Source organism: Clostridium aciditolerans (assembly GCF_016316925.1).
Taxonomy (GTDB): Bacteria; Bacillota; Clostridia; order Clostridiales; family Clostridiaceae; genus Clostridium_AM; species Clostridium_AM aciditolerans.
Window position 1 is genome coordinate 65,706 of sequence record NZ_JAEEGB010000015.1, and the last position, 22,224, is coordinate 87,929.

Below are 22,224 nucleotides of genomic sequence, written 5' to 3' on the forward strand. Positions count from 1 at the left end.
ACAAATATATTATTCATGGGTCCTAATAAATATCTTTTTTATAAATTTCGTAATTTATATTTTTAAATATGTTATCTAATTCTTCCATATGTGAAATATACTTAGAATCTAATTTATTCTTAGTTATGTCATCATATAACTTATCAAATCTTTCAATATGTGTATTCACTCTCTTTACTGCATATTCAACAGTTGTATTGTTTTTTATTATAAAGGGCCAGTCCGATGCTTCTGCAAGCATTAATTCTCTAGCAGCTTGATTTAATGCTCTTTTCTGAAGATCATTCGGATTTGTATAGGTATCAGCCAGCCTTACCATAGCCTCTGCGCAGCTATGAAGATCTCTATAAATCCAATCATTAGATTTATTTATCCATACTGAATAATCTCCATTTTCTCCCCAACTTGAAGGACATGGATTGCTGCATTGAACCATTGGGTATTTTTCTAAATACTGCGACGGTGTTATTAGCTCATAGTTCGTCCATTCTTCTGCAGACTTTCTTATAAAGGCATCTATAAAATCCGGCCCCTCAAACCACCAATGTCCAAATAATTCCGTATCATAGGGGCAAGTTATTATAGGTGGCTGCTTCATATTTTGAGAAATATGATTAATTTGATTAAATCTAGAAGATGCAAAATGTGAACCATGCTCCCTAACTTTCTCCATTGCGGCTTCTCTGTTATAATACTCCTTTTTATCTGTCTTTTCTGTTATTCTATAATACTTTATCCCTGTATCTAACCTTATTCCACCTTTGTTTATGTAAGGCTTTATGTATTCCATAGGCAATTCATATCCTATGTCTTTATAAAACTCTCTATAATAATAGTCCCCTGGATACCCTGTGAAATTGCTCCAAACTTGATGTGAAGATTCCATGTCTCTTCCAAAAGCACATACACCATTAGGAGTAGCTATTGGAGCAAAAGTTCCATATCTCGGCTTTGGTGATGCATTAAGTATTGCTGTACTTTCTGTTATAAAGTATTGTATTCCAAAATCCTTTAACATTGAATCCAAAGAATATGTATAAGCACACTCAGGAAGCCATATCCCCTTAGGAGAATGTCCTATACAATCTATATATGATTGTATCCCTGTTGCAAGTTGTGCTCTGACTGTTTCTGGATTTACCATAAGCAAAGGTAAAAGTCCGTGAGTAGCAGAACAAGTTATTATTTCCAAGTTGCCAGACTTATCAAATTTTTTAAATGCATTCATTAAATTGTAATCATAACTTTTATATATTGATATCAATTTATTAAATCTTTCATTATAAAAGTATGCTAATTTATTTAGTTCTTTATTATTCTTAGTTCTAATAATCTCTTTTTCTGATAGTTCTATAGATTTCTTTAAATATTCTAAATATCTCTTTTGTAAATAATCGTCCTCTAGCATAGCCATAAGTGGTGGTGTTATGGACATAGTAATTTTAAAATTTATGTTATCCTTTATAAGATTATCATAAACCTCTATTAATGGTATATAGCATTCACTCATGGCCTCAAAAAACCATCTTTCTTCTAAAGAATCCTCAATTTCAGGATGCCTGATAAAAGGCATGTGGCTGTGAAGTATCATTGAAACATAACCAGTGACCATATTTTACCCCCACATTACTTAATTGGCGACGAACATAAATCATATTTAATTATTACTTCATCAAAATATCTATTAAAAAAATCTTCTTTACAATAATCTGTATTTATTATTATTTTAGGGTATCCATTCCACTTTTTATTGGCGTTCATAAAAGGATAGGGTTTAGGTTCTCTATGCTTCTTAATATTGTTTTTATATTCTTCATAAGTAGGAAGGCTTGACTTAGAATTTATGTTAACATTTTGAGAAAGATCTACAAAGTATACTGAAGTATCTTCTGATTCGTAACTTCTTGGAGTAGTAACTGTATTTGATACTGCAAATGCATAGAAAGTATTATCTGGTAATACCCTTCCAAGCTTTATAAATATGTCTTTATCCCCTCTATCCATATTTATATACCAGTTGTTTGCAAAATCATCTATGAAAATTGTTTTTGTTTCCTTTGCTATGCCATTTTCTACAAAGTAAACCTTAATAACAGGTTTTGAATTTTTCCAGGAGCTTTCCCCATATCTGTTCTCAAACTCTCTTATAGTTACATATGATACGTTAAAATAACAAAATATTCTCTTTGCACTTTGCACCATTAAAACTATATTTGATTTTTCCTTTCCCAGCATGAAATCACTCCTCTGAATGTATAGTAAAGACATTATACCTTAAAATTCCATTTACGTCACTTATAGAAACTCTTAAATTTTCTTGTAACATTTAATATAGTTCTTTGATATAATATAAATCACTGTATTTTATATTAAAGTGTATAGATGATTATGCCTAAGATAAATTGACTTATAAAAACTAATAAAGAAAGGAGAAATTACATGTCTAAAATATCATTTAAAGGAAGTGCTATACTAAATCCAGTTCCAGCAGTACTTATAACATCTAAAAGCAAAGAAGGAAATGTAAATGTATTTACTGTTGGTTGGATTGGAACTGCATGCACAAGACCGCCAATGATAACAGTGGCTATACGCCCTGAAAGATTATCATATAAATACATAAAAGAAACAGAGGAATTTGTAGTTAATCTACCTTCTAAAGATCTTGTCCGTGCCGTAGACTTTTGTGGTGTGCGATCCGGAAAAACTATTGATAAGATAAAAGAGTGTAATTTAGTATTGGAGGATAGTGAACAAATTTCTGTACCTGGTATTAAGCAATGCCCCGTTACCATGGAGTGTAAGCTTAAAAGTATAACTCCTCTGGGAAGTCATGATCTTTTTTTAGCAGAAGTAGTATCAATTCATGTAGAAGAGACTTTAATAGATGAAAGTGGTAAAATACATTTAGAAAAAGCTAATTTAATATGTTACTCTCACGGTGAATATTTTCCTGTTTTCAATAAACCTCTAGGCAAGTTTGGATACTCTGTTCAAAAAAAGAAAAAAACTAAAAATAAATCAAAAAAATAATATTTTGCATGTCCCTATCACATAGAATATGATAGGGGTGATTTTAATGTCAAACTTCAAAAAGTTATTATTTATTTTAATTTTTATACTAATTATTGAAATCATATTTATATTTACAAAACATAAGATGTCTCCAAATAGAGATACATTAAAATACAACAATCTTATATGTAAAAGCTATCATACAAATTTACTATGGTATAAATGAGCAAAACTATGCAGATAAACAAGGCCGAAAGTTAACTTTCGGCCTTTGAACTCTATTTTAGAACAACTAATTCATAATCTTGAGTACCTATTCCTATTTGTTCAGCGTGCTTTAAACCAGCCTCCCAGTTGGTATTTACATGTATATGAGTAAATTTATCTTCACCTTCATGGTAGTGTTCATGTTCAAGAACTGACCCATTTATTATTGGAGCTTTATTTACCAAATCCACACAAGCTCTATCTAGCGCAACGGGATCAAAGGAAGCAGCTATACCTATATCTGGTACAATAGCTATATCATTTGAATTCCAACAATCGCAATTAGGTGAAACATTCATTATGAAACTAATATGGAAGTTAGGCTTATCTTTAATAACTGCATAAGTGTATTCTGCAATTTTTTCATTTGCAGTGTCAGCTGATTCATTCCATATAACTTGTGCAGCATTAAATTGGCATATCGCAACACATTGACCACAACCTATACACTTGCTATAATCTATATCTGCCTTTTTGTCTTTATCAATTACTATAGCAGATTGTGAGCAGCTTTTTATACATTGTCCACATGCAACACAATTCTCCTTTTTTATCTTTGGTTGAGATGCGGAATGCATTTCTAATTTTCCACCTCTTGAGCCGGATCCCATTCCTAAGTTTTTTATTGCACCACCAAAGCCAGTCATTTCATGGCCTTTAAAATGATTCATAGATATAATTATATCTGAATCTGCAATAGCAGTACCTATTTTAGCAGTTTTACAATGCTTACAGTTGATTTCTATTTCTCTATAATCTGTTCCCTTTAAACCATCCGCAATTATAACATTACAGCCTACTGACAATGGATTAAAGCCATTCTCAAAAGCAGCCTCTAAATGGTCTATAGCATTTGATCTTCTTCCTGTATATAATGTATTAGCATCAGTAAGAAATGGTATTCCCTCTAATTCCTTAATTACTTTTACTAATTTTGCGGCATAATTAGGCCTAATATATGCTAAATTTCCTGGTTCTCCAAAGTGAATTTTTATAGCTACAAATTTATTTTTAAAATCAATATTTTCAATGCCCGCCTTCTTTACTAACTTCTCTAGTTTATCTAGCAAGTTTAAACCTGGTTTTGTTTTTAAGTCTGTAAAATATACTTTAGACTTTTCCATTTAATTGCCCCCCCTTAAAAATATACAAAATAAATATATTAATCAGATATAGTATATCAACTTTTAATACACTTTTAAAGTAAGATACTTTATTGAAATATAGTAACTTTTATGATACTAGCATAGAGATTTCAAGTGAAGATTTTAGTGATAGTAGGTCAGATTTATGTAGATATATACTTAAATGCATTTAGAGCACCTCAAAAGGAGGATTTTTCACATTAGTGAAACGAGTCTTAAAAATAAATTAGTTTTCTGACATAAGGAGGAAAACCCACCTTCACTGTCAACTGTCCTCTGTCAATTGTCCCCTAAAAAATTACCGGTACAAAGTTTAAAATTATTTACTTATGGGAAATATCTAAATGATTGTTATCTTGTTGTAATATCATATTGGTGATATTATAATAGTGTAAAGAAGTAAAGCATAGTTGTGAGCAATTTTGCTATATTAATAAAATTTTAGATAGTGGGTGATTTTTTCATGCGTAATTTAATGTTGACAGAAGCTGGAAAGAAAAAACTAGAGGAAGAATTAGAATACTTAAAGACTGTCAAAAGAGTAGAAATAAAGGCAGCGTTAAAAGCTGCTCGTGCACAGGGTGATCTTAGTGAAAACGCAGATTATAGTGCTGCTAAAGATGATCAATCAATGACTGAAACAAGAATAATGGAATTAGAAGAAATAATTAAAAATGCACAAATCATTGAAAGTTCTGATGAAACAGATGTATTTGGTATTAACAAAACAGCCTTAGTAAAATTCTATGATATTGATGAAACTGAGGAAGTTACATTGGTTAGTACTGTTGAAGCAGATGCTAAAAATATGAAAATAAGCATTGAGTCACCACTTGGCGAAGTATTATATAAATTAAAAGTTGGCCAAAAGAAAACTGTAACATCACCAGATGGCGAGTATGACGTAGAGGTTATAAAAATACTATAGAAAGTACATAAGGGTCTGTTGAAAACACATATTTATAAATTTTGATGAATAAAAAAACATGCATATAAGGAAATTGGTTTCCTTATTTATGCATGATTTTTGACTTTATACATGTCTTTTATGCATTTTACAACAGCCCTATTTGTTTAATCAAGTGTTTTACTAAATTTCTTCATAGTTATACCAACAATTATAAAGATTAGGATCAATAAAGAAATAATTGGACTTATCAGATAGGTTATTCCAACTCCCTTTACTATTATTCCTCTTAAAATCTGTAAAAAATAAGTCATAGGTAAAACATTACTTATATAATAAACAATTTTAGGCATAGACTCTCTTGGAAACATAAATCCAGAAAGCAATACGCTCGGTAGCAGAAGAGCAATTGATGCCTGCATAGCTTGCAGTTGAGTTTTAGCTACTGTAGAAATTAGCATCCCCATAGCCAAGGAACATATTAAAAATAATGTTCCAAGTAAAATTAGCAATGCAACACTTCCTTTTATTGTTACTCCAAATATTATATTTCCCAAAAGCAAAGCTACAATCATATCGAAAAATCCTATCAGTGTATATGGTATAAGCTTACCAACTATGAGTTCAAAAGATGTAACTGGAGTCATAATAAGCTGTTCTATAGTACCCTTCTCTCTCTCTCTAACCATAGCAAAAGATGTTAGTATTACTGTTATATTTTGAAGAATCAGCCCAATAACCCCTGGCACATTAAACTTACTGCTCTCAAGAGTGGGATTATATAGCACAAATGGCTTCAAGCTTATACCTGTGTTTTCTTGCTTACCTAATGCTGATCTTTGGGTTTCAATTTTCTTCATCTTTAAAGAATAATTATTTCCAATGAGCAGTGAATATGACATGGCTGTTCTGGCTATAGTAGGATCTGATCCGTCCACCAATACCTGTACTTCAGTTGGGCTATTTCTTCTCAACTCCTTAGTATAATCAGGTGGTATAACAAGTCCAACTTTGACCTTTCCCATCGCTATATATTCCTCAACCTCTTTTGGTGAATTTACTTCCCCGTAAAGTCTAAAGTAAGAGGAATTCGTAAACTTACTTGTTAACTCACGGCTCTCTGAAGTTCTGCTTCCATCATAAACTATCAAATCTACGTTATTTACATCAGTATTAACTGCAAATCCAAACAATAAAAGCATCATTATTGGCATCATCAATGCTATTATAAGGCTAGCTTTATCTCTTTTTATATGAATAAATTCTTTTCTAGTTATAGTCATTAGCCTCTTCCACTGCATTATTTATCGCCTCTTTTCTGCCTCTCTAATTTTAAATCATTAAAAGATGATACAACATCCTTATTTGAAAGCTCTTTAACATAGCTTATAAATATATCTTCTAAATTGTTTATACCATGTTCCTTATATAAACTATCTGTAGTGCTAATCGTAATAAGCTTGCTATTATAAATAAAGCCTATAATATCGCAAATTGAGGCCTCATCCATGTAGTGAGTTGTTACTAATACCGTTATTCCACCTTTAACGAGATTAGTTATTGTGCTCCAGAATTCTCTTCTTGATACCGGATCCACTCCTGCTGTTGGCTCATCTAGTATTAGAAGACTAGGTTTATGAATAAGAGAACATCCTAATGCTAGTCTTTGCTTCCATCCACCGGACAATGTACCAGCTAAGCTTTTTTCTTTTCCTCTTAAATTGGCCATTTCAATTAATTCTTTTTTCCGTTCTTCTAGTTTGTCCTTAGGTATCATATATATGTTTCCGTAAAACTCTAGGTTTTCTTCTACTGTTAAATCCTCATATAAACTAAACTTCTGAGACATATATCCTATATTTTGTTTTATTTCCTCTGATTCTTTTATAAGGTCATATCCTAAAACCTTTCCTTCTCCTGAAGTTGGTTTTAGTACCCCACAAATCATTCTTATAGTTGTAGACTTTCCCGAACCATTAGGCCCTAGAAAACCAAATATTTTACCTTTAGGGATATCAAATGATAAATCATCTACAGCTGTAAAGTTTCCAAACTTTTTTGTAAGGTTTTTTATAGAGATGGCATATTCCATAATAAGCCTCCATTATTTCAAATTTACATCAAGAAGCATGCCAGTTTTTACACTATCAATATTATCTAAAATCTTGATTTTTACTTCATATACAAGCTTAGTTCTGTCATTTTTAGTAACTATATTCATTGGGGTAAATTCTGCTTCTGGTGATATATATATTATCTTTCCTTTTATGGTTTTATCCTTTAAAAAATCACTCGTAAGTGTTACTTCCTTTTCTAGTTTAATATGTGTAAGTACACTTTCAGGCACATAAATTTTTACCCATAGATTTTTATCATCTAACAATGTAGCAACTGCACTACCTGGTGCTATATATTCACCTTTCTTAAAATTAATAGTTTCTATAATACCATCAGTAGATGTCACTATATTACTTTTATCTAGCATAACTTTATTGAGCTCATAACTGTTCTTTGCTTTTTCTACTCCATACTGTGCAGAATTTTTATCTCTTTCTGTAGCACCATTTACTAACAACTGCAATTTTTCATTGGATGAATCCAGTTGTGCACTATAGTTGCTGACCTGTGCTCTCGAACTTTCCAATGAGTCTTTAGCATTATTAAGTACGTTTGTAGCATTATCAAGTTCATTTTTAGCAGCATCCATTTTGTATTTTGAATCCGCTCCACTTTGGTATAATGCCGCTGCGTCATCATATATCTTTTTCTTATAATCAAAATTTGTTTGCGCAGAGTTTAAATTATTTTCTGCAATTTTTACTGCTGCTTCTCCTTGCTTTACTAGTGATTGTGCTTGTCTCACTAAAGCCTCTTGAGCTTTTATCTCTTCAGCTCTAGTACCATCTTGTGTTTTACCTAATTCATTTTCAGCACTTTTTATTGCTATCTCCGAATCTTGAAGTTTTAATGAATTTTCATCAGAATCTATAGTTGCAATTAATTCACCGGCCTTTACCTTGCTTCCTTCTTGAAGTTTAATCTCCTTTACCTTTCCACCAATCTCTGTAGATAGATTTATCTTATCTGCTTCCACGGTACCGTAATATACAAATTCGTCTTTTTGCTTATCCTTAATGGATTTAAAAATAAAACCACTAGAAACTGCAATTATTAGAGTAATAAGCACTAATACTTTTACATTTTTCTTTTTATCCACTATATTTCACTCCTTTATTAAAACTATATATTACTAACTCCGTTTAAAAATATATCAACGATCTTTCTTAGTTCATCTTCGTGGTTTTCACCTTGAAAAAATTCCGGAAAAGTATTAGAAAATATAACATAACCTAAAAGCAAACTCATCAATGTTCTTGTAACTAATTTAGGCTCTAAGTCTCTAAAATTATTATTTTTTATATTAGATTCAATAAAAAAATTAATAAATGGAATGATTTTAGGGGCTAAATCTTTTTGCAGAGTTTCTAATAATTCTGGTTGATAGGCTGCCTCCATAAATATTGTTTTAATTAATGGCAAATTTTTATCAATTAAATGGAACCTATCAATTAATAGATCATTAAGTACCTCTTCTACAGGCTTATCTTCCTCGTTTTTTATAATTCTCTCTGCAGAATCTAAAATCATAGGTCTGAAAAACTTTGTAATCAGCGGTATTAATAACCCCATAAGCAAATCTTTTTTAGTTTTATAATATCTAAATATTGTGCCTTCAGCTACATCAGCTTCCTTTGCAATTTCACTTGTTCTGCTTCCATCAAAGCCCTTAGCTGAGAATACTTTTACAGCAGCCTCTAATATTTGCCATTGTCTTTTCGTCATTTCTTCTTCCGAAAAGCCTTCATTTGATAAAAGCTTTTCAAGCAGCTCTTTATTTTCTAAATCCATTTTTATCCTCCAATTTATATAATAGAAATATTTTAATAGTAATTACTCATTTAAAATGAGTAATTACTCATTTTAAATTTATTATATTATTTGAATTTTGTCAATTGTTTTTTATCTACAATAAATCTATATTTTATTAAAATAATCCAGCGATATTGACAATATAATACTTTTATGTTATTATAAGATTAACTTAAAAATATATTAGTTAATTTATTGAAAAGACGTTCACATGATCGCATTTAGCATATGTGTAATGAGAGCATATCAATCTGAGGAATTTAATTCTCTTGGGTTTATATGCTCTTTTTTAATGAATATAATTAAACGGGAGGGGTTAGTATGAAGAAAAATTTCAAAAGTTTCTTTATAATTTTTATTGGAGCATTATTAGTAGCCATGGGCACTTACTTTTTTCTAGCTCCAAACCATATTGCTGCTGGCGGGATAAGCGGTGCTGCTATAATAATAAATAGTATTTTCCCAATCCTGCCTATTGGAGCATTAATGATGGCTATGGAGGTAATATTATTTATAACTGGTATTTTAATAATTGGACCTGTTTTTGGAGGAAAAACTATATTCTGCAGCTTTTCCGTTTCAGGAATAATTCTACTATTAGAAAAGTTTTTTCCTAATGTTCGCCCTTTAAGTAATGATATGTTAGTTCAACTTATATTTGGTGTATTAATATGTGGTGTAGGTATGGCAATTGTATTTGATCAAGATGCATCTACTGGTGGTACAGACATTATTGCGAAAATAATAAACAAGTACTTTAAAATTAGCATTGGTAAATGTGTATTAATTGCTGATATTATTATAACAGTAGCTGCCTCTATTGTATTTGGAATAGATAAAGGTATGTATGCAATTCTTGGTGTAATACTAAATGCAACACTTATAGATACTGTAATAAGAAACCTAAATACCTATAAGCAAGTAGCAATAATAAGCAATTCAGGTGAGGAAATAAAAGATTATATAGTAGATACATTAGATAGAAGTGCTACTATATACTACGCTAAAGGCGCATATAACAATAATGAAAGAGAAGTAATTACTACTGTTGTGAATAGAAAACAATTTTTAAAATTAAAGGATTATATAAAAGATATTGATGAGAGAGCCTTTATTACAGTTAATGAGGTTAACGAAGTTCTTGGAGAAGGCTTTGCAGAAATTGCATAATTAAAATGGGTACTAGCTTCGCTAGTACCCATTCTTTATTAAGTTTATCTGATAACTATTCGCTCTAATAATTTCCGTACTCTATTTATCCTAGTATTTCTTTTAAGTCTTGTTCTGGAGTAGTTATTGGCGCTAAGTTAAATGTTTCAACTAATACATTAACTACATTTGGTGATAGGAATGCTGGTAATGAAGGTCCTATCTTAATGTTTTTAATTCCAAGAGATAACAATGTTAGTAGTATACATACAGCTTTTTGCTCATACCATGAAAGAATTAGTGATAATGGTAGATCATTTACTCCACAATTAAATGCTTCTGCTAATGCTAATGCTATTTTAATTGCTGAATATGCATCATTACATTGTCCTACATCTAGTAATCTAGGAAGCTCTCCTATAGTTCCAAAATCTAGCTTATTGAATCTATATTTACCGCAAGCTAAAGTTAATATTATAGAATCCTCCGGAACAGCCTTAGCAAAATCTGTATAGTAGTTTCTTCCTGATTTTGCACCGTCACATCCGCCTATTAAGAAGAAATGCTTAATTGCTCCTGCTTTAACTGCTTCTATTATTTTTCCTGCATTGCTTAATGTTGCATTATGTCCAAATCCAACTAATATTGACTTTTCTTCTTCATCCTCAGTCCATCCGCCAAGTTCTAAAGCTTTTTCAATAACTGGTGTAAAATCTTTTAATCCATCTTTATCATCAATATGTGCAACACCTGGCCAAGCCACTACGCTGGAAGTGAATATTCTATCTTTATAGTTCTCTCTTGGCTTTTGTATGCAGTTAGTTGTCATTAAAACTGCGCCTGGAAGGTTATCAAATTCTTTTTGTTGGTCTTGCCAAGCTCCACCAAAGTTTCCTACAAGGTGGCTATATTTATTTAACTCTGGATATGCATGACATGGAAGCATTTCACCATGAGTATAAATATTAATTCCTTTTCCTTCAGTTTGCTCTAATAATTGTTTTAAATCCTTTAGGTCATGTCCTGATACTACTATAAATGGACCTTTCTTTTTAGTTACTAGTACACTTTTTGGGGCTGGGTTTCCATATTCACTTGTATTAGCTGAATCAAGAAGCTCCATAACTTTAAAGTTTACTTGTCCAAGTTCCATATCTAAGCTAAGCCAATCTGATACAGTTAGGTTTTTATCTAAAGTAGCTGCTAATAATTTATAGAAGAAGTTATTTACTACTTCATCTTCTCTTCCTAATACATAAGCATGATGAGCATAAGCTGCCATTCCTTTTATTCCATATATGCCTAATTCTCTTAATGAGCGTACATCTTCATTTAATGTTGAATCTGACATAATACCTAAACCTTTAGCCTCTGATATCATCTCTTCTATAGTATTTGGCGCTTTATAATCTACCTCATCAGGAATTTCTACAGTAATTTCTCCTGCTATTCCCTTAAGTTGAGCTTTAAGACTTTCAGATTCCTTTATTAACTCAACTAATCTATTAGAATCAAAATTTACATTTGTTAAAGTTGAGAATAATGCATCCATAGTAAATTTATTGATTTTACTATCTATTTTTATTCCTTTTTTAACTGCTTCATTTCCATAGAAACCTATTCCTTTTAATTCGTGAATTAGAAGGTCTTGTAATGCAGCTACAGCAGCATCTTTACCGCAAACTCCAGCTTTTGTACAGCCTTTACCTCCTGCAGTCTGCTCACATTGATAACAGAACATATCGTAATCATTTGCCTTTAAGCTATATCCAAGTCCGTTATTTAAATCTTCTACTAACTTATCTAAGTCTATGCCATGAACTGCCGCTGCTTGCTCTAATGATTCCATTTGTGAAGATGGACATCCTACGCATCCCATGCCATGATTCATTAATATTTGTGCTGCCTTGCTGTCTAATTTTAAAATTTCTCCGATTAGCATATTGCTAGTTATTTTCATTATTATTTCCCCCTCTTAATATAAATTTTTACTTGCTATGTAAAATCTTGCGGGTTTTCTATTAGTGATTATACTTTACCAAAAATAATGTTATAAATCAGTAACCTATGTTACAGAAAAAAGAAATGTTTAATAATATAATAAACACATAAAATAATATCTAGTAAAATAAATACTAATCTAACTTACTTAAAATACATCATCACTATATTTAAACTTAAGTGGTAATTTATTTTATATAGTTGTTTAGAAGGGAGATATAAAAATGAGTAAATTTTTAGCACCTATTCATACATGGTTATTCAATAAAATAAAATTATATGAGGGGTTAGAATCAGATTTAGTCAATGCTTATACAGAAAAATATGGGGAAAGTGTAAAAAGCCTATATAAGAATATAGAAGAAAAGCATGGATATCCTTTAGAGAATAAGCCTATAGAGGAATTAATAGACGTCTCCAACATACATGGTTGGTTACAACATAAAATATCACTTGCAGAGACAAGACAGGCTGCTTTTATAACAGAAATATTTAATAATCATAACAAAGAAGAGGCACTAAATATAGCTCTAGATTTATATGCTAAGCAAGCTAGTATTTGTGCCGAAGAAGCAAAAGAAAAATATCAAATTAGCACTCCTGAAGAAATGTATAACGCGTTAAATAGCTATATCATTGAGGGTATGCCTTGTGATAGAGTAAATGATATTACTGTAAGTAGTGAAGATAAATTGCAGTGGGAAACAGCCTTATGTCTGCATAAAAATTACTGGGATGCTGTGGGCGGAGACATAAATGTCTTTTACACATTGAGAGAGGCATGGATTAAAGCTTTCATTGAAACACTTAACAGCAGCTTTACTTATAAGGTAACTCATAATGCTACTGAAACTCCTGTATCTGTAAATGAAATAATAAAAAAATAATAAAAAAATAATAAAAAAGAGTAAAGGATTCAATATCTTTTACTCTTTTTTGTAATATAATCTGCTACTTAATCCACTTCTCTTCTAACTGCTCTAACATTTTTATGTAGTTATTTTGAGTATTTTTTTCACCAGCACAATCCTCTAATTCAATACATCTATCTTCAATCTCTTTAAGAGAGCCTTCACTTAAGGATCTTTTTGCAAAATTGTATATAGCATTATCTTCTTTATCTATATGTCTATTCAATAAATCACAATAACCTATAGAATTAGCTATAATATCTACTCTTGCTTCCATATCTCCTTCTTTAAACTTTTTAAGTGCTTCTTCTAAATTGCTGATGAATAATCTTCCTAAATCATGTTCTACAAGCATACCAGATAAAGGTGCTCTTACTTTTTCCCCCAATTCCTCTTCCATTTTCTTAAACAATATATTTTCTTCCTTACTATGATGATGCTTATCAGCATAGTTTCGTATAAAATCGATCATTTTTATAAAATCATCATAAGATACTTTTCCAGTTTCAAGTATAGCTATGCATATTTTTCTTATGACTTTAAGTCCTCTTTTTATAAACTTATGTTCTTCTTTCATTAGTTCAATTGAGTCCATTTTTAATCACCTCTATTTAATATTGATAGTACAAAACTTTTAGACTTTGAACTTGGTAGTAAAAAGGTGTATGAAAACTTTATAATTTCTTATTCCTTTTAATATTAAATAAAAGTAGATGACACTTAATTACTAGGATATCCTGCATATCCTATTCCTAAACAATCTGATAAATCTTTATGTACAGTAACTAAGTCTGCCCTTGAAAGCTGGCTAAATCCAGTCTTACCCATAGCAACAAGCGCTAGTTTCATCTCTTCATTGCAAGAATTTAAGAAATTAGACAGTGTTTTTGCTCCTAGCTCTACATCTAATTCATCTGTTAGCTTTCCATCATAAAGCACAAGCTGTGGTGCTGGCTCATTAGGAGTTGCTTTCACTGCTTGAGCTTGAATCATTGCAATTAGTGCTATAGACCCTATGTAAACAGCACTAGCTCCAAGTGCTAAGGCCTTGAGGAAATGTCCAGGAGTACTTAATCCTCCTGCTAAAATAATATCATATTTATCTTTTACCCCATTTTGCTCTAAATATTTTGCTGCTCTAGATACAGCATATAATGTAGGAAGCCCCATATCATCTTGAAGAGTTGGAGGCGAACCGGCTGTTCCCCCTTCAGCACCATCAATAGTTATAAAATCTGCATTAGTTTGCATTACTATATCTAATTCCTTTTCAATAAAATGAGATGCCGCTATTTTAATTCCCACTGGTACTTCATAATCTTTTTTTAGCTTATTTACTAAATCTATTATTTCTTTTGATGTATTTGCTTCTTCAAATCTTGAACCTCTATTAGCTGGTTTATTTTCTCCAAGGTGCCATGATTCTCTCATATGATCTCCTATATTTTCTGGTTTAATACTTCCAACCATTGCTCCTCCCCAAGCTCCTTGACCAAGTTGAACTTCTATAGCATCCAGCTGAGATAACTGTTCTACTGTACACAATGATCTATATCTATTGTATTGGCCTATTAGTAAGGTAGCAGCTTTTCTTTCTTCATTAGTGACCGGTGCTTCACCAGTATTCGTTGAAATCCCAGCTAAACTAGCTCCCTTTGCCAATGCAACCTTAGCATTTAAGCTTAACGAAGCTCCATAAGACATACCTGTTATCATAATTGGCATAGATAGTTTTAAAGGTTTTACAGCATTTTTGCCTATAGTTACTTGGGTATCTACAGCAAATTCATCCTTTGTAGGAAGTGAAAAAAGCTGTGTTGGGTTTAAATATAATTTATTCCATAGAGATTGAACATTTGGACTTCCAAGTGATCTACTTAATACTTCTCCAGACTCCCCTCTCATACAAGCCTCAATTATAGCACGTACTGTTAACTTTTGTGCTGCTGTTATAAGCCCGAAAAGATTTTCTGTATATTCGTCCTTTAGCATTCTTCCCATTAAATCGTCAGCAGTATCATTAGCTATTCCTCTAATTAAGCTTTGAAACATAAAAATACACTTCCTTTCAGTTTTACCATTAATAATTATTGTGTATAAATATATAAAGTAATATGTAATCTTTGGTTTGGTTTATTATGGAATAAAACTCATATTATATGGTAATACTGTCATTAATAGTTAATATATAGGAGGCTATAAAATGAGAATTCCAAATCATATTGGCGTTATACCCGATGGAAACAGACGCTGGGCTGTTAAGCAAGGATTAGGTAAAGAACAAGGATACGGCCCAGGACTTGATCCCGGATTACAATTATTTAAGCTTTGCAAAGAGCTTGGAGTAAAAGAATTAACTTATTATGGTTTTACTACGGACAATACCAAAAGACCAGCAGTACAAACTAAAGCCTTTACTGCAGCATGTATAGACGCAGTAAAAATGCTATCTAAGGAAGATGCCTCTCTTTTAGTTGTTGGTAATAGTTCATCGCCTATGTTTCCTAAAGAACTTCTTCCTTTTACTAAAAGAAAGCAATTTGGAAAAGGAGGCATGAGAGTCAACTTTTTAGTTAACTACGGCTGGGAATGGGATTTGGGAAATGCCAACGATTTAACTACAAATAATAGAAACACTATAATAAGTTACTTAAAATCCTCTGATATTACTAGGGTAGACTTAATTATAAGATGGGGAGGAAGAAGAAGACTTAGCGGATTTTTACCAGTTCAATCAGTTTATTCAGATTTTTACATTATAGATGATTATTGGCCTGACTTTAATCCTTCACAATTTTATGAAGCTATTGAATGGTACGATAAACAGGATATTACCCTTGGAGGATAAAACAATATACTTTTCTTATATAAAAGGAGGGAATAACAATGAAGGCTATTGTTTATGACGGAATAAATGATGTTAAAGTTAAGGAAGTTAAAGATCCTACAATCGAAAAATCTGATGATATAGTAGTTAAGGTTACTTCTACTACTATATGCGGTTCAGATTTACACTTAATACACGGAATGGTTCCAAATATGCCTCGAGGTTTTATACTAGGGCATGAAACTATGGGAATAGTTGAAGAGGTAGGTAAAGATGTTTCAAAGATAAAAAAAGGTGACAGAGTTATAGTTCCTTTTCCTATCTCCTGTGGTCACTGCTGGTATTGTGAACATGATTTATATAGCCAATGTGATAACTCAAATCCTCATGGAGAAGTTGGTGCGATATTTGGATATAGCGATACATACGGTGGTTACGACGGAGGCCAGGCTCAGTATTTAAGAGTACCTTATGCGAATGTCGGACCTACTAAAATACCAGAAGAACTTACCGATGAGCAAGTATTGTTTTTGACTGATATATTACCAACATCATACTGGGGAGTTGAAAACGGAGGTGTTAAATCTGGAGATACAGTAGTAGTTTTAGGCTGTGGACCTGTTGGTCTTTTAGCACAGAAATGGGCTGCATTTAAAGGTGCTAAACGTATAATTGCTGTGGATCACGTTGGTTACAGATTAAACCATGCTGAAAGATATAATGATGTTGAAACTGTTAACCTTGACAATCATGATTACACTGGAGATTATATAAAGGAAATAACCCATGGAGGAGCCGACGTTGTAATTGACTGTGTTGGTATGGATGGTATAATGTCTACAGTAGAAAAGATAGAAACAGCATTAAAACTTCAGGGAGGTTCTAAATCAGCTATAGAGTTATCAGCCCAATGTGTCAGAAAAGGCGGTACTGTATCTATGGTTGGTGTTTATGGTGCAAGATATAACTCCTTTCCACTTGGAGACTTTTTCTCAAGAAATATTACTTTGAAAATGGGGCAATGCCCAGCACACAAATACGTAAAGCCTATTTTAAATTTAATAAGAAACGAAAAATTTGATGCAACTGATATAATAACCCATGTGCTTCCACTCGATAGAGGAGACTATGCCTATTCTATCTTTGATAAAAAGGATGATAACTGTATAAAGGTAATTTTAAAGCCTTAAAGCCCTTAGATTTAATAACTCCAACTTTCTTATTAATTCTAAACTTAATATAATAAAAACAAATAACAAGCCAGTATGATAATTTATTTCCAATCATACTGGCTTATTATTTGTTTTATACATAAGAAACTACTTTAAATTAGTACAGTAATCCATGGCTTTCTAATTCAAATTTAACATCAATATTTATTTCAGCTGTTTTATAAGCTTCCTTCCAGTCAACTTTTTTCCAATAGTCACTATGTTTAGCCCTTACTATATCTCCAATTCCTAGTGGATCACTACCTACTGCCTGAGTGTATTTTATTATATTTAAACACTCATTTTTCAACTCCTCAGCCATTTGACTTTCGAGTTCTCTATACTTTTTTTCTTTATCTAAATCGTCCCATCTGTACTCATCTATAAATCCTTTAAATTTAAATTGTATATTTACGATTGGTTTACCTCTATCTATAGTAACATTTATTTTCCTTTTTATTTTTTTTATAGAAGCAGCTATGCCATCTCTTACACCACTATGAGCCTCTTCTATATTAGGAACTCTAAATATGTACTCCGCTGTATTTTTTAGTTTATTCATCATTGCAAGCATTAAAGTAGTTTGCTTAACATCAATGTTCCCTACCATTTTATCTCTTGAAAACAGTGCCGAACCTGTAAGCTTAACTGTTGTAGATTCTAATTTTATCATAGGAACTATACTGTCTAATCCTTCCGCATAATATTCTGTATCAAAATTATAAATTCTAGTTTCTGGTTCTTTTGAATCTTTTACAGCAGCTTCAAGCAATTGATTTAAGTACACTCCTATCCTCGGCTTATCTGGAAACTCAAGTGATTTTTTACACAATTCATATGGACTTCCATCTACAATAACTAAAAATGCTAATGTAGGACTTAGAGGGTCACTGGAGAATATGGATACTAAATTATGTATTTCACCTTTTTCCGCTAATTCTTTTGAAATAAGTATTTGCTGAATCTTACCAGATTCTAATGGTCTAGATGTTTTTGTTCTTGAAATCTCTATAGCCTGCCTTAATAAGTCCGCCTCTTGACTAGTTAGTTCCACCTGGTTTCTTTTCCCAATTCCAATAGCTGGATTTGTGTAAGTAACTAATAGCTTTTTATGTTTTTCCTTTGAAGACTCTACTCCAACCACAAATATAAATCCAACTTTTTCGTAAATTTTTTGATCCCAACAACCTATAAGTGTACTTGAAAAAACCACCATTATCGAGATTACAAGTATTTTATTTATCTTTATTCTAATTATTTTTTGCATTAGAATTTACACCTCTTTTATTAACAAAGGAAAATGCATAACTTACTAAAAGAAAACCTATAACTGCAATACCATAAATGCTAACTATTTTTTCAAAGTTTGAAATTTGTATTTGATCTTTTGGGATTCTACTTATCAAAACTATTATAATTGTGCATAAAGTAATAAGAACTTTTTTATTTTTTATATTTAAGAGTTTATAAGAGTTATAATATGCACAAAAATAATATGCACGTATTGCACCAGCCATGACGGGCATCCAAAAGGATATAAAAAATAAGTCTACTCTTTCAAGTAACATAGATTTATATGTTCTAGTTAAACTAAAAAGAGGAAACATCATGAATTTTAGCCTGTTTTCACCAAATATTCCTGTAGAAACTATAACAACTGAAGTATAAAAAAAACCAGCTAAGAAAATTGCTGTTATTGCAGATTTTGTAATCTTATTTTTCTCCATAACATTAGGACAAATAAAGGCTAGTAATTCATAACCTAAAAATGAAAGAGTTACAGTACCTGTTCCTTTTATAATGGTTCTAATTCCAGATTCCCCCACAGGCTGAAGAAATGTTAACCTTATGTTTTTACTTACCAATATTAGTAAAACCATCATAGTTGCTATTGAAAAGTAAAATATACTGCCATATCTACATACATTTTTTAATCCATACCATACTAAATATATGCTAGGAATCATAACAAAAAAGCTCAAAATAATAGCTGGAGTATTTCTTAATATGGCGATCTTTATAAGCTCAACAAATTCTCTTAATATATAAGCTGGTAGTACGTATGTGTATATCACTAATATATAATTATTAAAAGTTCCTATATATTTACCATATAATAATTTATTAATTTCTAAAATTGACTTGTTATGATATCTTTTTAGAAAAAATGTTATTAAGATGCCTGAGATTATAGATATAAAATTTGCTGCTATTACACAAATCCATCCATCATGGCCAACAGTTTTTGCAAGAGATGCTGGTAGTGAAAGTATACCAACACCTACTTGAGCATTTAACATAAATGTCATTACCTGCGTTGATGTTATGCTATTTCTATCCTTCTGCATCATCTTTTCCCCTTTTCTTATCTACAGGTTTTGACGTTTCAGGTCTCCTTCTAAGTAAGTTAAGTGGAAATCTTACAATAGTATCTTTAAGATCTTTAACTTTTAAAGGTATAATGGGTTGAAAATATGGCTGTCCTAAGGATTCTAATACAATGAGATTCGCAATTATCAGTGATACACCTATGATAATACCTATAATCCCAAATATGGAAGAAAATATCATTATTATAAACCTTATAAATCTTATAGCTAAGCCCATATCATAAGTTGGTTCAACAAATGAAGCAATAGCAGTTACTGCTACTATAATTATGAGCAAATCACTTACAATACCTGCTTGAACTGCTGCCTGCCCTATAACAATACCTCCTACTATGCCTACCGAAGTTCCTATATAAGTAGGAAGCCTTACAGCTGCCTCTCGAATAAACTCTATAGTTATTTCCATAACTAATGCTTCAAGTATAGGTGGCAAAAATACTCTTGATCTGGATTCTGCTAATGATACCAATAGACTCAATGGAACCATGTAGTAATGAAACGATATAATCGCTATATATAATGCTGGAAGAAGAATTGCAATGATTAAAGCTAGAAATCTTAACCCCCCCAAAAAGCTTCCAAATATCCAATGAGTACTATAATCATCAAAAGCCGTTAAAAATGCAAAAAAGTTTACTGGTAAAATAAGAACTACAGGAGTCATATCTAGCAAAATTACTAATCTTCCTTCCAAAAGCGCTGCAGTAGTTCTATCAGGCCTCTCTGTGGCCTGGTATTGTGGAAAAGGTGACTTCTTAAAATCAGTTATAAATTGTTGTATGTAACCAATAGCAAGTAATCCGTCATAGTTTATAGTACTTAGTTTATTATATAAAGTATCTATCATCTGAGGATTTGCTATTCCTTCAATGTATGCAATTGCAGTAGTTTGATTAGTTGTAGTCCCTAATTTTAGCGTTTTAAATTTAAGATTATTATTTCTAATTATTTTCCTTAATATAGACATATTTACATTTAAATCTTCTATAAATCCTTCATGAGGTCCTTTTACATTTTTCTCAGTTTGCGGTTCGCTTATCTCTCTTTTTTCAGATTTCTTGCTTTCACAGCATATAGCATAATTGATGCCATCCACAATAAAAATTGTTATTCCTGACATTATATTTTGCAAAAGTTCATCAAAGTCATAAGTAAGAAAAACACTACTAGTAGGAATGTTTTGTATTTTTTTTAAATCTAATAAATCTCCATATTTCATAGAAATTATAGGGCTTATAAAATCTCTTTGTATTAAGTTGTCATTAACAAGACCTTCTACATATATAAAACAACCTTCTTTATTATTATCTAAATATACATTTTTCCATATAACATCTGGACAATTAGTAAACTTTGCTTTTAATTGATTTATATTATCCAAAAGACAGTTAGATAATTTTATATTTGCATTACTGTTATTAGGACCATTATTATTCATATTTGTATTGTTTATCATGTTTACAAACACCACCATCTATGATGTCTTAATAATTGTTATAATCTATTTACTGCTTATTTCTGTCATTTATTTGCTGCTTTACTTTTTTAACAATATTTGCAATATCCTTATATGCTTTAATAGTTCCGTAGGTTACTATTGGCCTTCCAAAAGACACAAGATTTATTGCTCTTGAGCTAAAACCTCCAATTTTCATCAACAAGTTAACAGATGGTTGTGTATCTACTATAAGCAGATCATCTGTGCTTCCATGTAAAATAGTATACATACTTGATATAGCAGGTATGACTAAATTAGGCTTATATCTACGTCCTACAGTATATACCTTAGTTCCAAGTTCATCTTCCCCAATATATAATAGCGTTCCCATTTGACTTCGAGTTGTTTTGTCAAAAGTCGGTAGACTCAATAATTCTTCTTTTGTAGGAATCTTATCCATAGAGAGGTTTCCTATATGAATATTTGCAGCTGTAGCTGTAGAGTGTGCTCCTCCTGCATCATGATAAACAACTATCATAATTAATCCTCCTATTCTCATATAAGTTTTAATTTAATTATCCTAAAATAACTTCAATAATTTCAATTTTAATGTTCAAAAATTTCATATATAATCTCTTATTATATTAAAGTACCTTAAATTCCATATTTTTATTCATGGCTAAAACTTAATATAAAGCTACCCATATTAACATATCTGGGTAATCTTTCAACGGATGAGAAAACTTTCACTAATAGCTTTTACTTCTTTGAAGATAATAATATAGAGGAGGGATAGTATGGCAAAAAATAGAATTAAGGAACGCTTTATGGGAGTTCCAATAGAAAGTCATGACACTGCAGCATGGGCTAATATAGAAGACACAAAACCAGTCTCAAATGTTCATTTACCTAGCGAAACCGAAGTAAGAAATGCAAAGGAATGGGTAGATACAAACGAAAAATAATGTTTATAAAGAGAGGGTTACCTATAAATAGTAACCCTTTCTTTTAATAATTTTATATATAACTTTTG

Annotated in this window: 21 protein-coding genes; 7 read left to right on the forward strand and 14 right to left on the reverse strand. The window is 31.3% G+C overall.

Annotated features, from left to right (window positions below):
* Window positions 1–22 precede the first annotated feature (22 nt).
* Both I6U51_RS13710 and I6U51_RS13715 read right to left on the reverse strand, forming a co-directional pair.
* On the reverse strand, window positions 23–1,612 hold the full coding sequence (locus I6U51_RS13710; RefSeq protein ID WP_211143184.1) for a glycoside hydrolase family 57 protein: 1,590 nt from the start codon (window positions 1,610–1,612) through the stop codon (window positions 23–25).
* Window positions 1,613–1,626: 14 nt separating this feature from the next.
* Window positions 1,627–2,235 carry a DUF4912 domain-containing protein gene (locus I6U51_RS13715; protein ID WP_211143185.1) on the reverse strand — a complete coding sequence of 203 codons (609 nt, stop codon included), beginning with the start codon at window positions 2,233–2,235 and terminating at the stop codon, window positions 1,627–1,629.
* A 204-nt stretch (window positions 2,236–2,439) separates the two neighbouring features.
* On the opposite strand from I6U51_RS13715, the gene I6U51_RS13720 reads away from it, so the two are divergent.
* Window positions 2,440–3,033, forward strand: a complete 594-nt coding sequence (locus tag I6U51_RS13720) for a flavin reductase family protein (RefSeq protein WP_211143186.1) — start codon at window positions 2,440–2,442, stop codon at window positions 3,031–3,033.
* Window positions 3,034–3,293: 260 nt separating this feature from the next.
* On the opposite strand, the gene I6U51_RS13725 is transcribed toward I6U51_RS13720, so the two are convergent.
* On the reverse strand, window positions 3,294–4,406 hold the full coding sequence (locus tag I6U51_RS13725; protein ID WP_211143187.1) for a DUF362 domain-containing protein: 1,113 nt from the start codon (window positions 4,404–4,406) through the stop codon (window positions 3,294–3,296).
* Window positions 4,407–4,890: 484 nt separating this feature from the next.
* Here I6U51_RS13725 and greA point away from each other — a divergent pair, with 484 nt between their 5' ends.
* Window positions 4,891–5,355 (forward strand): transcription elongation factor GreA, encoded by a 465-nt coding sequence (gene greA / locus I6U51_RS13730; RefSeq protein WP_211143188.1) that lies wholly within the window; start codon window positions 4,891–4,893, stop codon window positions 5,353–5,355.
* A 146-nt stretch (window positions 5,356–5,501) separates the two neighbouring features.
* Here the strand turns inward: greA and I6U51_RS13735 are convergent, their stop codons facing one another.
* The 4 genes from I6U51_RS13735 to I6U51_RS13750 are packed head-to-tail and all read right to left on the reverse strand — an operon-like array spanning window position 5,502 to window position 9,243.
* Window positions 5,502–6,635 carry an ABC transporter permease gene (locus I6U51_RS13735; RefSeq protein ID WP_211143189.1) on the reverse strand — a complete coding sequence of 378 codons (1,134 nt, stop codon included), beginning with the start codon at window positions 6,633–6,635 and terminating at the stop codon, window positions 5,502–5,504.
* Complete coding sequence (locus I6U51_RS13740; protein ID WP_211143190.1) at window positions 6,635–7,426, reverse strand: ABC transporter ATP-binding protein; 792 nt, start codon at window positions 7,424–7,426, stop codon at window positions 6,635–6,637. Before I6U51_RS13740 ends, I6U51_RS13735 begins: the two co-directional genes overlap by 1 nt.
* Window positions 7,427–7,438: 12 nt before the next feature.
* Window positions 7,439–8,551, reverse strand: coding sequence for an HlyD family secretion protein (locus tag I6U51_RS13745; RefSeq protein WP_343069660.1), 1,113 nt, complete (start codon window positions 8,549–8,551; stop codon window positions 7,439–7,441).
* Window positions 8,552–8,574: 23 nt separating this feature from the next.
* A complete protein-coding gene (locus I6U51_RS13750; protein ID WP_211143191.1) occupies window positions 8,575–9,243 on the reverse strand; it encodes a TetR/AcrR family transcriptional regulator in 669 nt (222 codons plus the stop codon).
* Between the two features lie 342 nt (window positions 9,244–9,585).
* Here I6U51_RS13750 and I6U51_RS13755 point away from each other — a divergent pair, with 342 nt between their 5' ends.
* On the forward strand, window positions 9,586–10,434 hold the full coding sequence (locus I6U51_RS13755; protein ID WP_211143192.1) for a YitT family protein: 849 nt from the start codon (window positions 9,586–9,588) through the stop codon (window positions 10,432–10,434).
* Window positions 10,435–10,519: 85 nt separating this feature from the next.
* Here the strand turns inward: I6U51_RS13755 and hcp are convergent, their stop codons facing one another.
* On the reverse strand, window positions 10,520–12,373 hold the full coding sequence (gene hcp, locus I6U51_RS13760) for a hydroxylamine reductase (protein ID WP_211143193.1): 1,854 nt from the start codon (window positions 12,371–12,373) through the stop codon (window positions 10,520–10,522).
* Between the two features lie 265 nt (window positions 12,374–12,638).
* Here hcp and I6U51_RS13765 point away from each other — a divergent pair, with 265 nt between their 5' ends.
* Window positions 12,639–13,301, forward strand: a complete 663-nt coding sequence (locus I6U51_RS13765; protein WP_211143194.1) for a hypothetical protein — start codon at window positions 12,639–12,641, stop codon at window positions 13,299–13,301.
* Window positions 13,302–13,365: 64 nt separating this feature from the next.
* On the opposite strand, the gene I6U51_RS13770 is transcribed toward I6U51_RS13765, so the two are convergent.
* Window positions 13,366–13,920 (reverse strand): hemerythrin domain-containing protein, encoded by a 555-nt coding sequence (locus I6U51_RS13770; protein WP_211143195.1) that lies wholly within the window; start codon window positions 13,918–13,920, stop codon window positions 13,366–13,368.
* 125 nt (window positions 13,921–14,045) lie between these two features.
* Window positions 14,046–15,377, reverse strand: a complete 1,332-nt coding sequence (locus I6U51_RS13775; RefSeq protein ID WP_211143196.1) for an FMN-binding glutamate synthase family protein — start codon at window positions 15,375–15,377, stop codon at window positions 14,046–14,048.
* 151 nt (window positions 15,378–15,528) lie between these two features.
* On the opposite strand from I6U51_RS13775, the gene I6U51_RS13780 reads away from it, so the two are divergent.
* Window positions 15,529–16,173, forward strand: a complete 645-nt coding sequence (locus I6U51_RS13780) for an undecaprenyl diphosphate synthase family protein (protein WP_211143197.1) — start codon at window positions 15,529–15,531, stop codon at window positions 16,171–16,173.
* A 38-nt stretch (window positions 16,174–16,211) separates the two neighbouring features.
* Window positions 16,212–17,342, forward strand: coding sequence for a zinc-dependent alcohol dehydrogenase (locus tag I6U51_RS13785; RefSeq protein WP_211143198.1), 1,131 nt, complete (start codon window positions 16,212–16,214; stop codon window positions 17,340–17,342).
* A gap of 139 nt (window positions 17,343–17,481) precedes the next feature.
* On the opposite strand, the gene I6U51_RS13790 is transcribed toward I6U51_RS13785, so the two are convergent.
* The 4 genes from I6U51_RS13790 to I6U51_RS13805 are packed head-to-tail and all read right to left on the reverse strand — an operon-like array spanning window position 17,482 to window position 21,729.
* Window positions 17,482–18,630, reverse strand: coding sequence for a Ger(x)C family spore germination protein (locus tag I6U51_RS13790; protein ID WP_211143199.1), 1,149 nt, complete (start codon window positions 18,628–18,630; stop codon window positions 17,482–17,484).
* Window positions 18,614–19,711 (reverse strand): GerAB/ArcD/ProY family transporter, encoded by a 1,098-nt coding sequence (locus I6U51_RS13795; RefSeq protein ID WP_211143200.1) that lies wholly within the window; start codon window positions 19,709–19,711, stop codon window positions 18,614–18,616. Before I6U51_RS13795 ends, I6U51_RS13790 begins: the two co-directional genes overlap by 17 nt.
* Entirely contained in the window at window positions 19,698–21,209 is a 1,512-nt protein-coding gene (locus tag I6U51_RS13800; RefSeq protein WP_246517343.1) for a spore germination protein, read from the reverse strand. Before I6U51_RS13800 ends, I6U51_RS13795 begins: the two co-directional genes overlap by 14 nt.
* Before the next feature lie 49 nt (window positions 21,210–21,258).
* Window positions 21,259–21,729 (reverse strand): DUF3189 family protein, encoded by a 471-nt coding sequence (locus I6U51_RS13805; RefSeq protein WP_211143201.1) that lies wholly within the window; start codon window positions 21,727–21,729, stop codon window positions 21,259–21,261.
* A gap of 259 nt (window positions 21,730–21,988) precedes the next feature.
* Here I6U51_RS13805 and I6U51_RS13810 point away from each other — a divergent pair, with 259 nt between their 5' ends.
* Complete coding sequence (locus I6U51_RS13810) at window positions 21,989–22,156, forward strand: CDIF630_02480 family spore surface protein (protein ID WP_211143202.1); 168 nt, start codon at window positions 21,989–21,991, stop codon at window positions 22,154–22,156.
* The last annotated feature ends 68 nt before the right edge of the window (window positions 22,157–22,224 follow it).

Excerpts from the sequence above, each read along its gene's own strand:
- I6U51_RS13765 (WP_211143194.1), top strand. The coding sequence starts at position 12,639 with ATGAGTAAATTTTTAGCACCTATTCATACATGGTTATTCAATAAAATA.
- I6U51_RS13755 (WP_211143192.1), top strand. The coding sequence starts at position 9,586 with ATGAAGAAAAATTTCAAAAGTTTCTTTATAATTTTTATTGGAGCATTA.
- I6U51_RS13775 (WP_211143196.1), bottom strand. The coding sequence starts at position 15,377 with ATGTTTCAAAGCTTAATTAGAGGAATAGCTAATGATACTGCTGACGAT.
- I6U51_RS13735 (WP_211143189.1), bottom strand. The coding sequence starts at position 6,635 with ATGCAGTGGAAGAGGCTAATGACTATAACTAGAAAAGAATTTATTCAT.
- I6U51_RS13740 (WP_211143190.1), bottom strand. The coding sequence starts at position 7,426 with ATGGAATATGCCATCTCTATAAAAAACCTTACAAAAAAGTTTGGAAAC.
- hcp (WP_211143193.1), bottom strand. The coding sequence starts at position 12,373 with ATGAAAATAACTAGCAATATGCTAATCGGAGAAATTTTAAAATTAGAC.
- I6U51_RS13780 (WP_211143197.1), top strand. The coding sequence starts at position 15,529 with ATGAGAATTCCAAATCATATTGGCGTTATACCCGATGGAAACAGACGC.
- I6U51_RS13715 (WP_211143185.1), bottom strand. The coding sequence starts at position 2,235 with ATGCTGGGAAAGGAAAAATCAAATATAGTTTTAATGGTGCAAAGTGCA.
- I6U51_RS13795 (WP_211143200.1), bottom strand. The coding sequence starts at position 19,711 with ATGCAGAAGGATAGAAATAGCATAACATCAACGCAGGTAATGACATTT.
- I6U51_RS13710 (WP_211143184.1), bottom strand. The coding sequence starts at position 1,612 with ATGGTCACTGGTTATGTTTCAATGATACTTCACAGCCACATGCCTTTT.
- I6U51_RS13720 (WP_211143186.1), top strand. The coding sequence starts at position 2,440 with ATGTCTAAAATATCATTTAAAGGAAGTGCTATACTAAATCCAGTTCCA.
- I6U51_RS13725 (WP_211143187.1), bottom strand. The coding sequence starts at position 4,406 with ATGGAAAAGTCTAAAGTATATTTTACAGACTTAAAAACAAAACCAGGT.
- I6U51_RS13800 (WP_246517343.1), bottom strand. The coding sequence starts at position 21,209 with ATGATAAACAATACAAATATGAATAATAATGGTCCTAATAACAGTAAT.
- I6U51_RS13750 (WP_211143191.1), bottom strand. The coding sequence starts at position 9,243 with ATGGATTTAGAAAATAAAGAGCTGCTTGAAAAGCTTTTATCAAATGAA.
- I6U51_RS13790 (WP_211143199.1), bottom strand. The coding sequence starts at position 18,630 with ATGCAAAAAATAATTAGAATAAAGATAAATAAAATACTTGTAATCTCG.
- I6U51_RS13770 (WP_211143195.1), bottom strand. The coding sequence starts at position 13,920 with ATGGACTCAATTGAACTAATGAAAGAAGAACATAAGTTTATAAAAAGA.
- I6U51_RS13785 (WP_211143198.1), top strand. The coding sequence starts at position 16,212 with ATGAAGGCTATTGTTTATGACGGAATAAATGATGTTAAAGTTAAGGAA.
- I6U51_RS13810 (WP_211143202.1), top strand. The coding sequence starts at position 21,989 with ATGGCAAAAAATAGAATTAAGGAACGCTTTATGGGAGTTCCAATAGAA.
- I6U51_RS13805 (WP_211143201.1), bottom strand. The coding sequence starts at position 21,729 with ATGATAGTTGTTTATCATGATGCAGGAGGAGCACACTCTACAGCTACA.
- greA (WP_211143188.1), top strand. The coding sequence starts at position 4,891 with ATGCGTAATTTAATGTTGACAGAAGCTGGAAAGAAAAAACTAGAGGAA.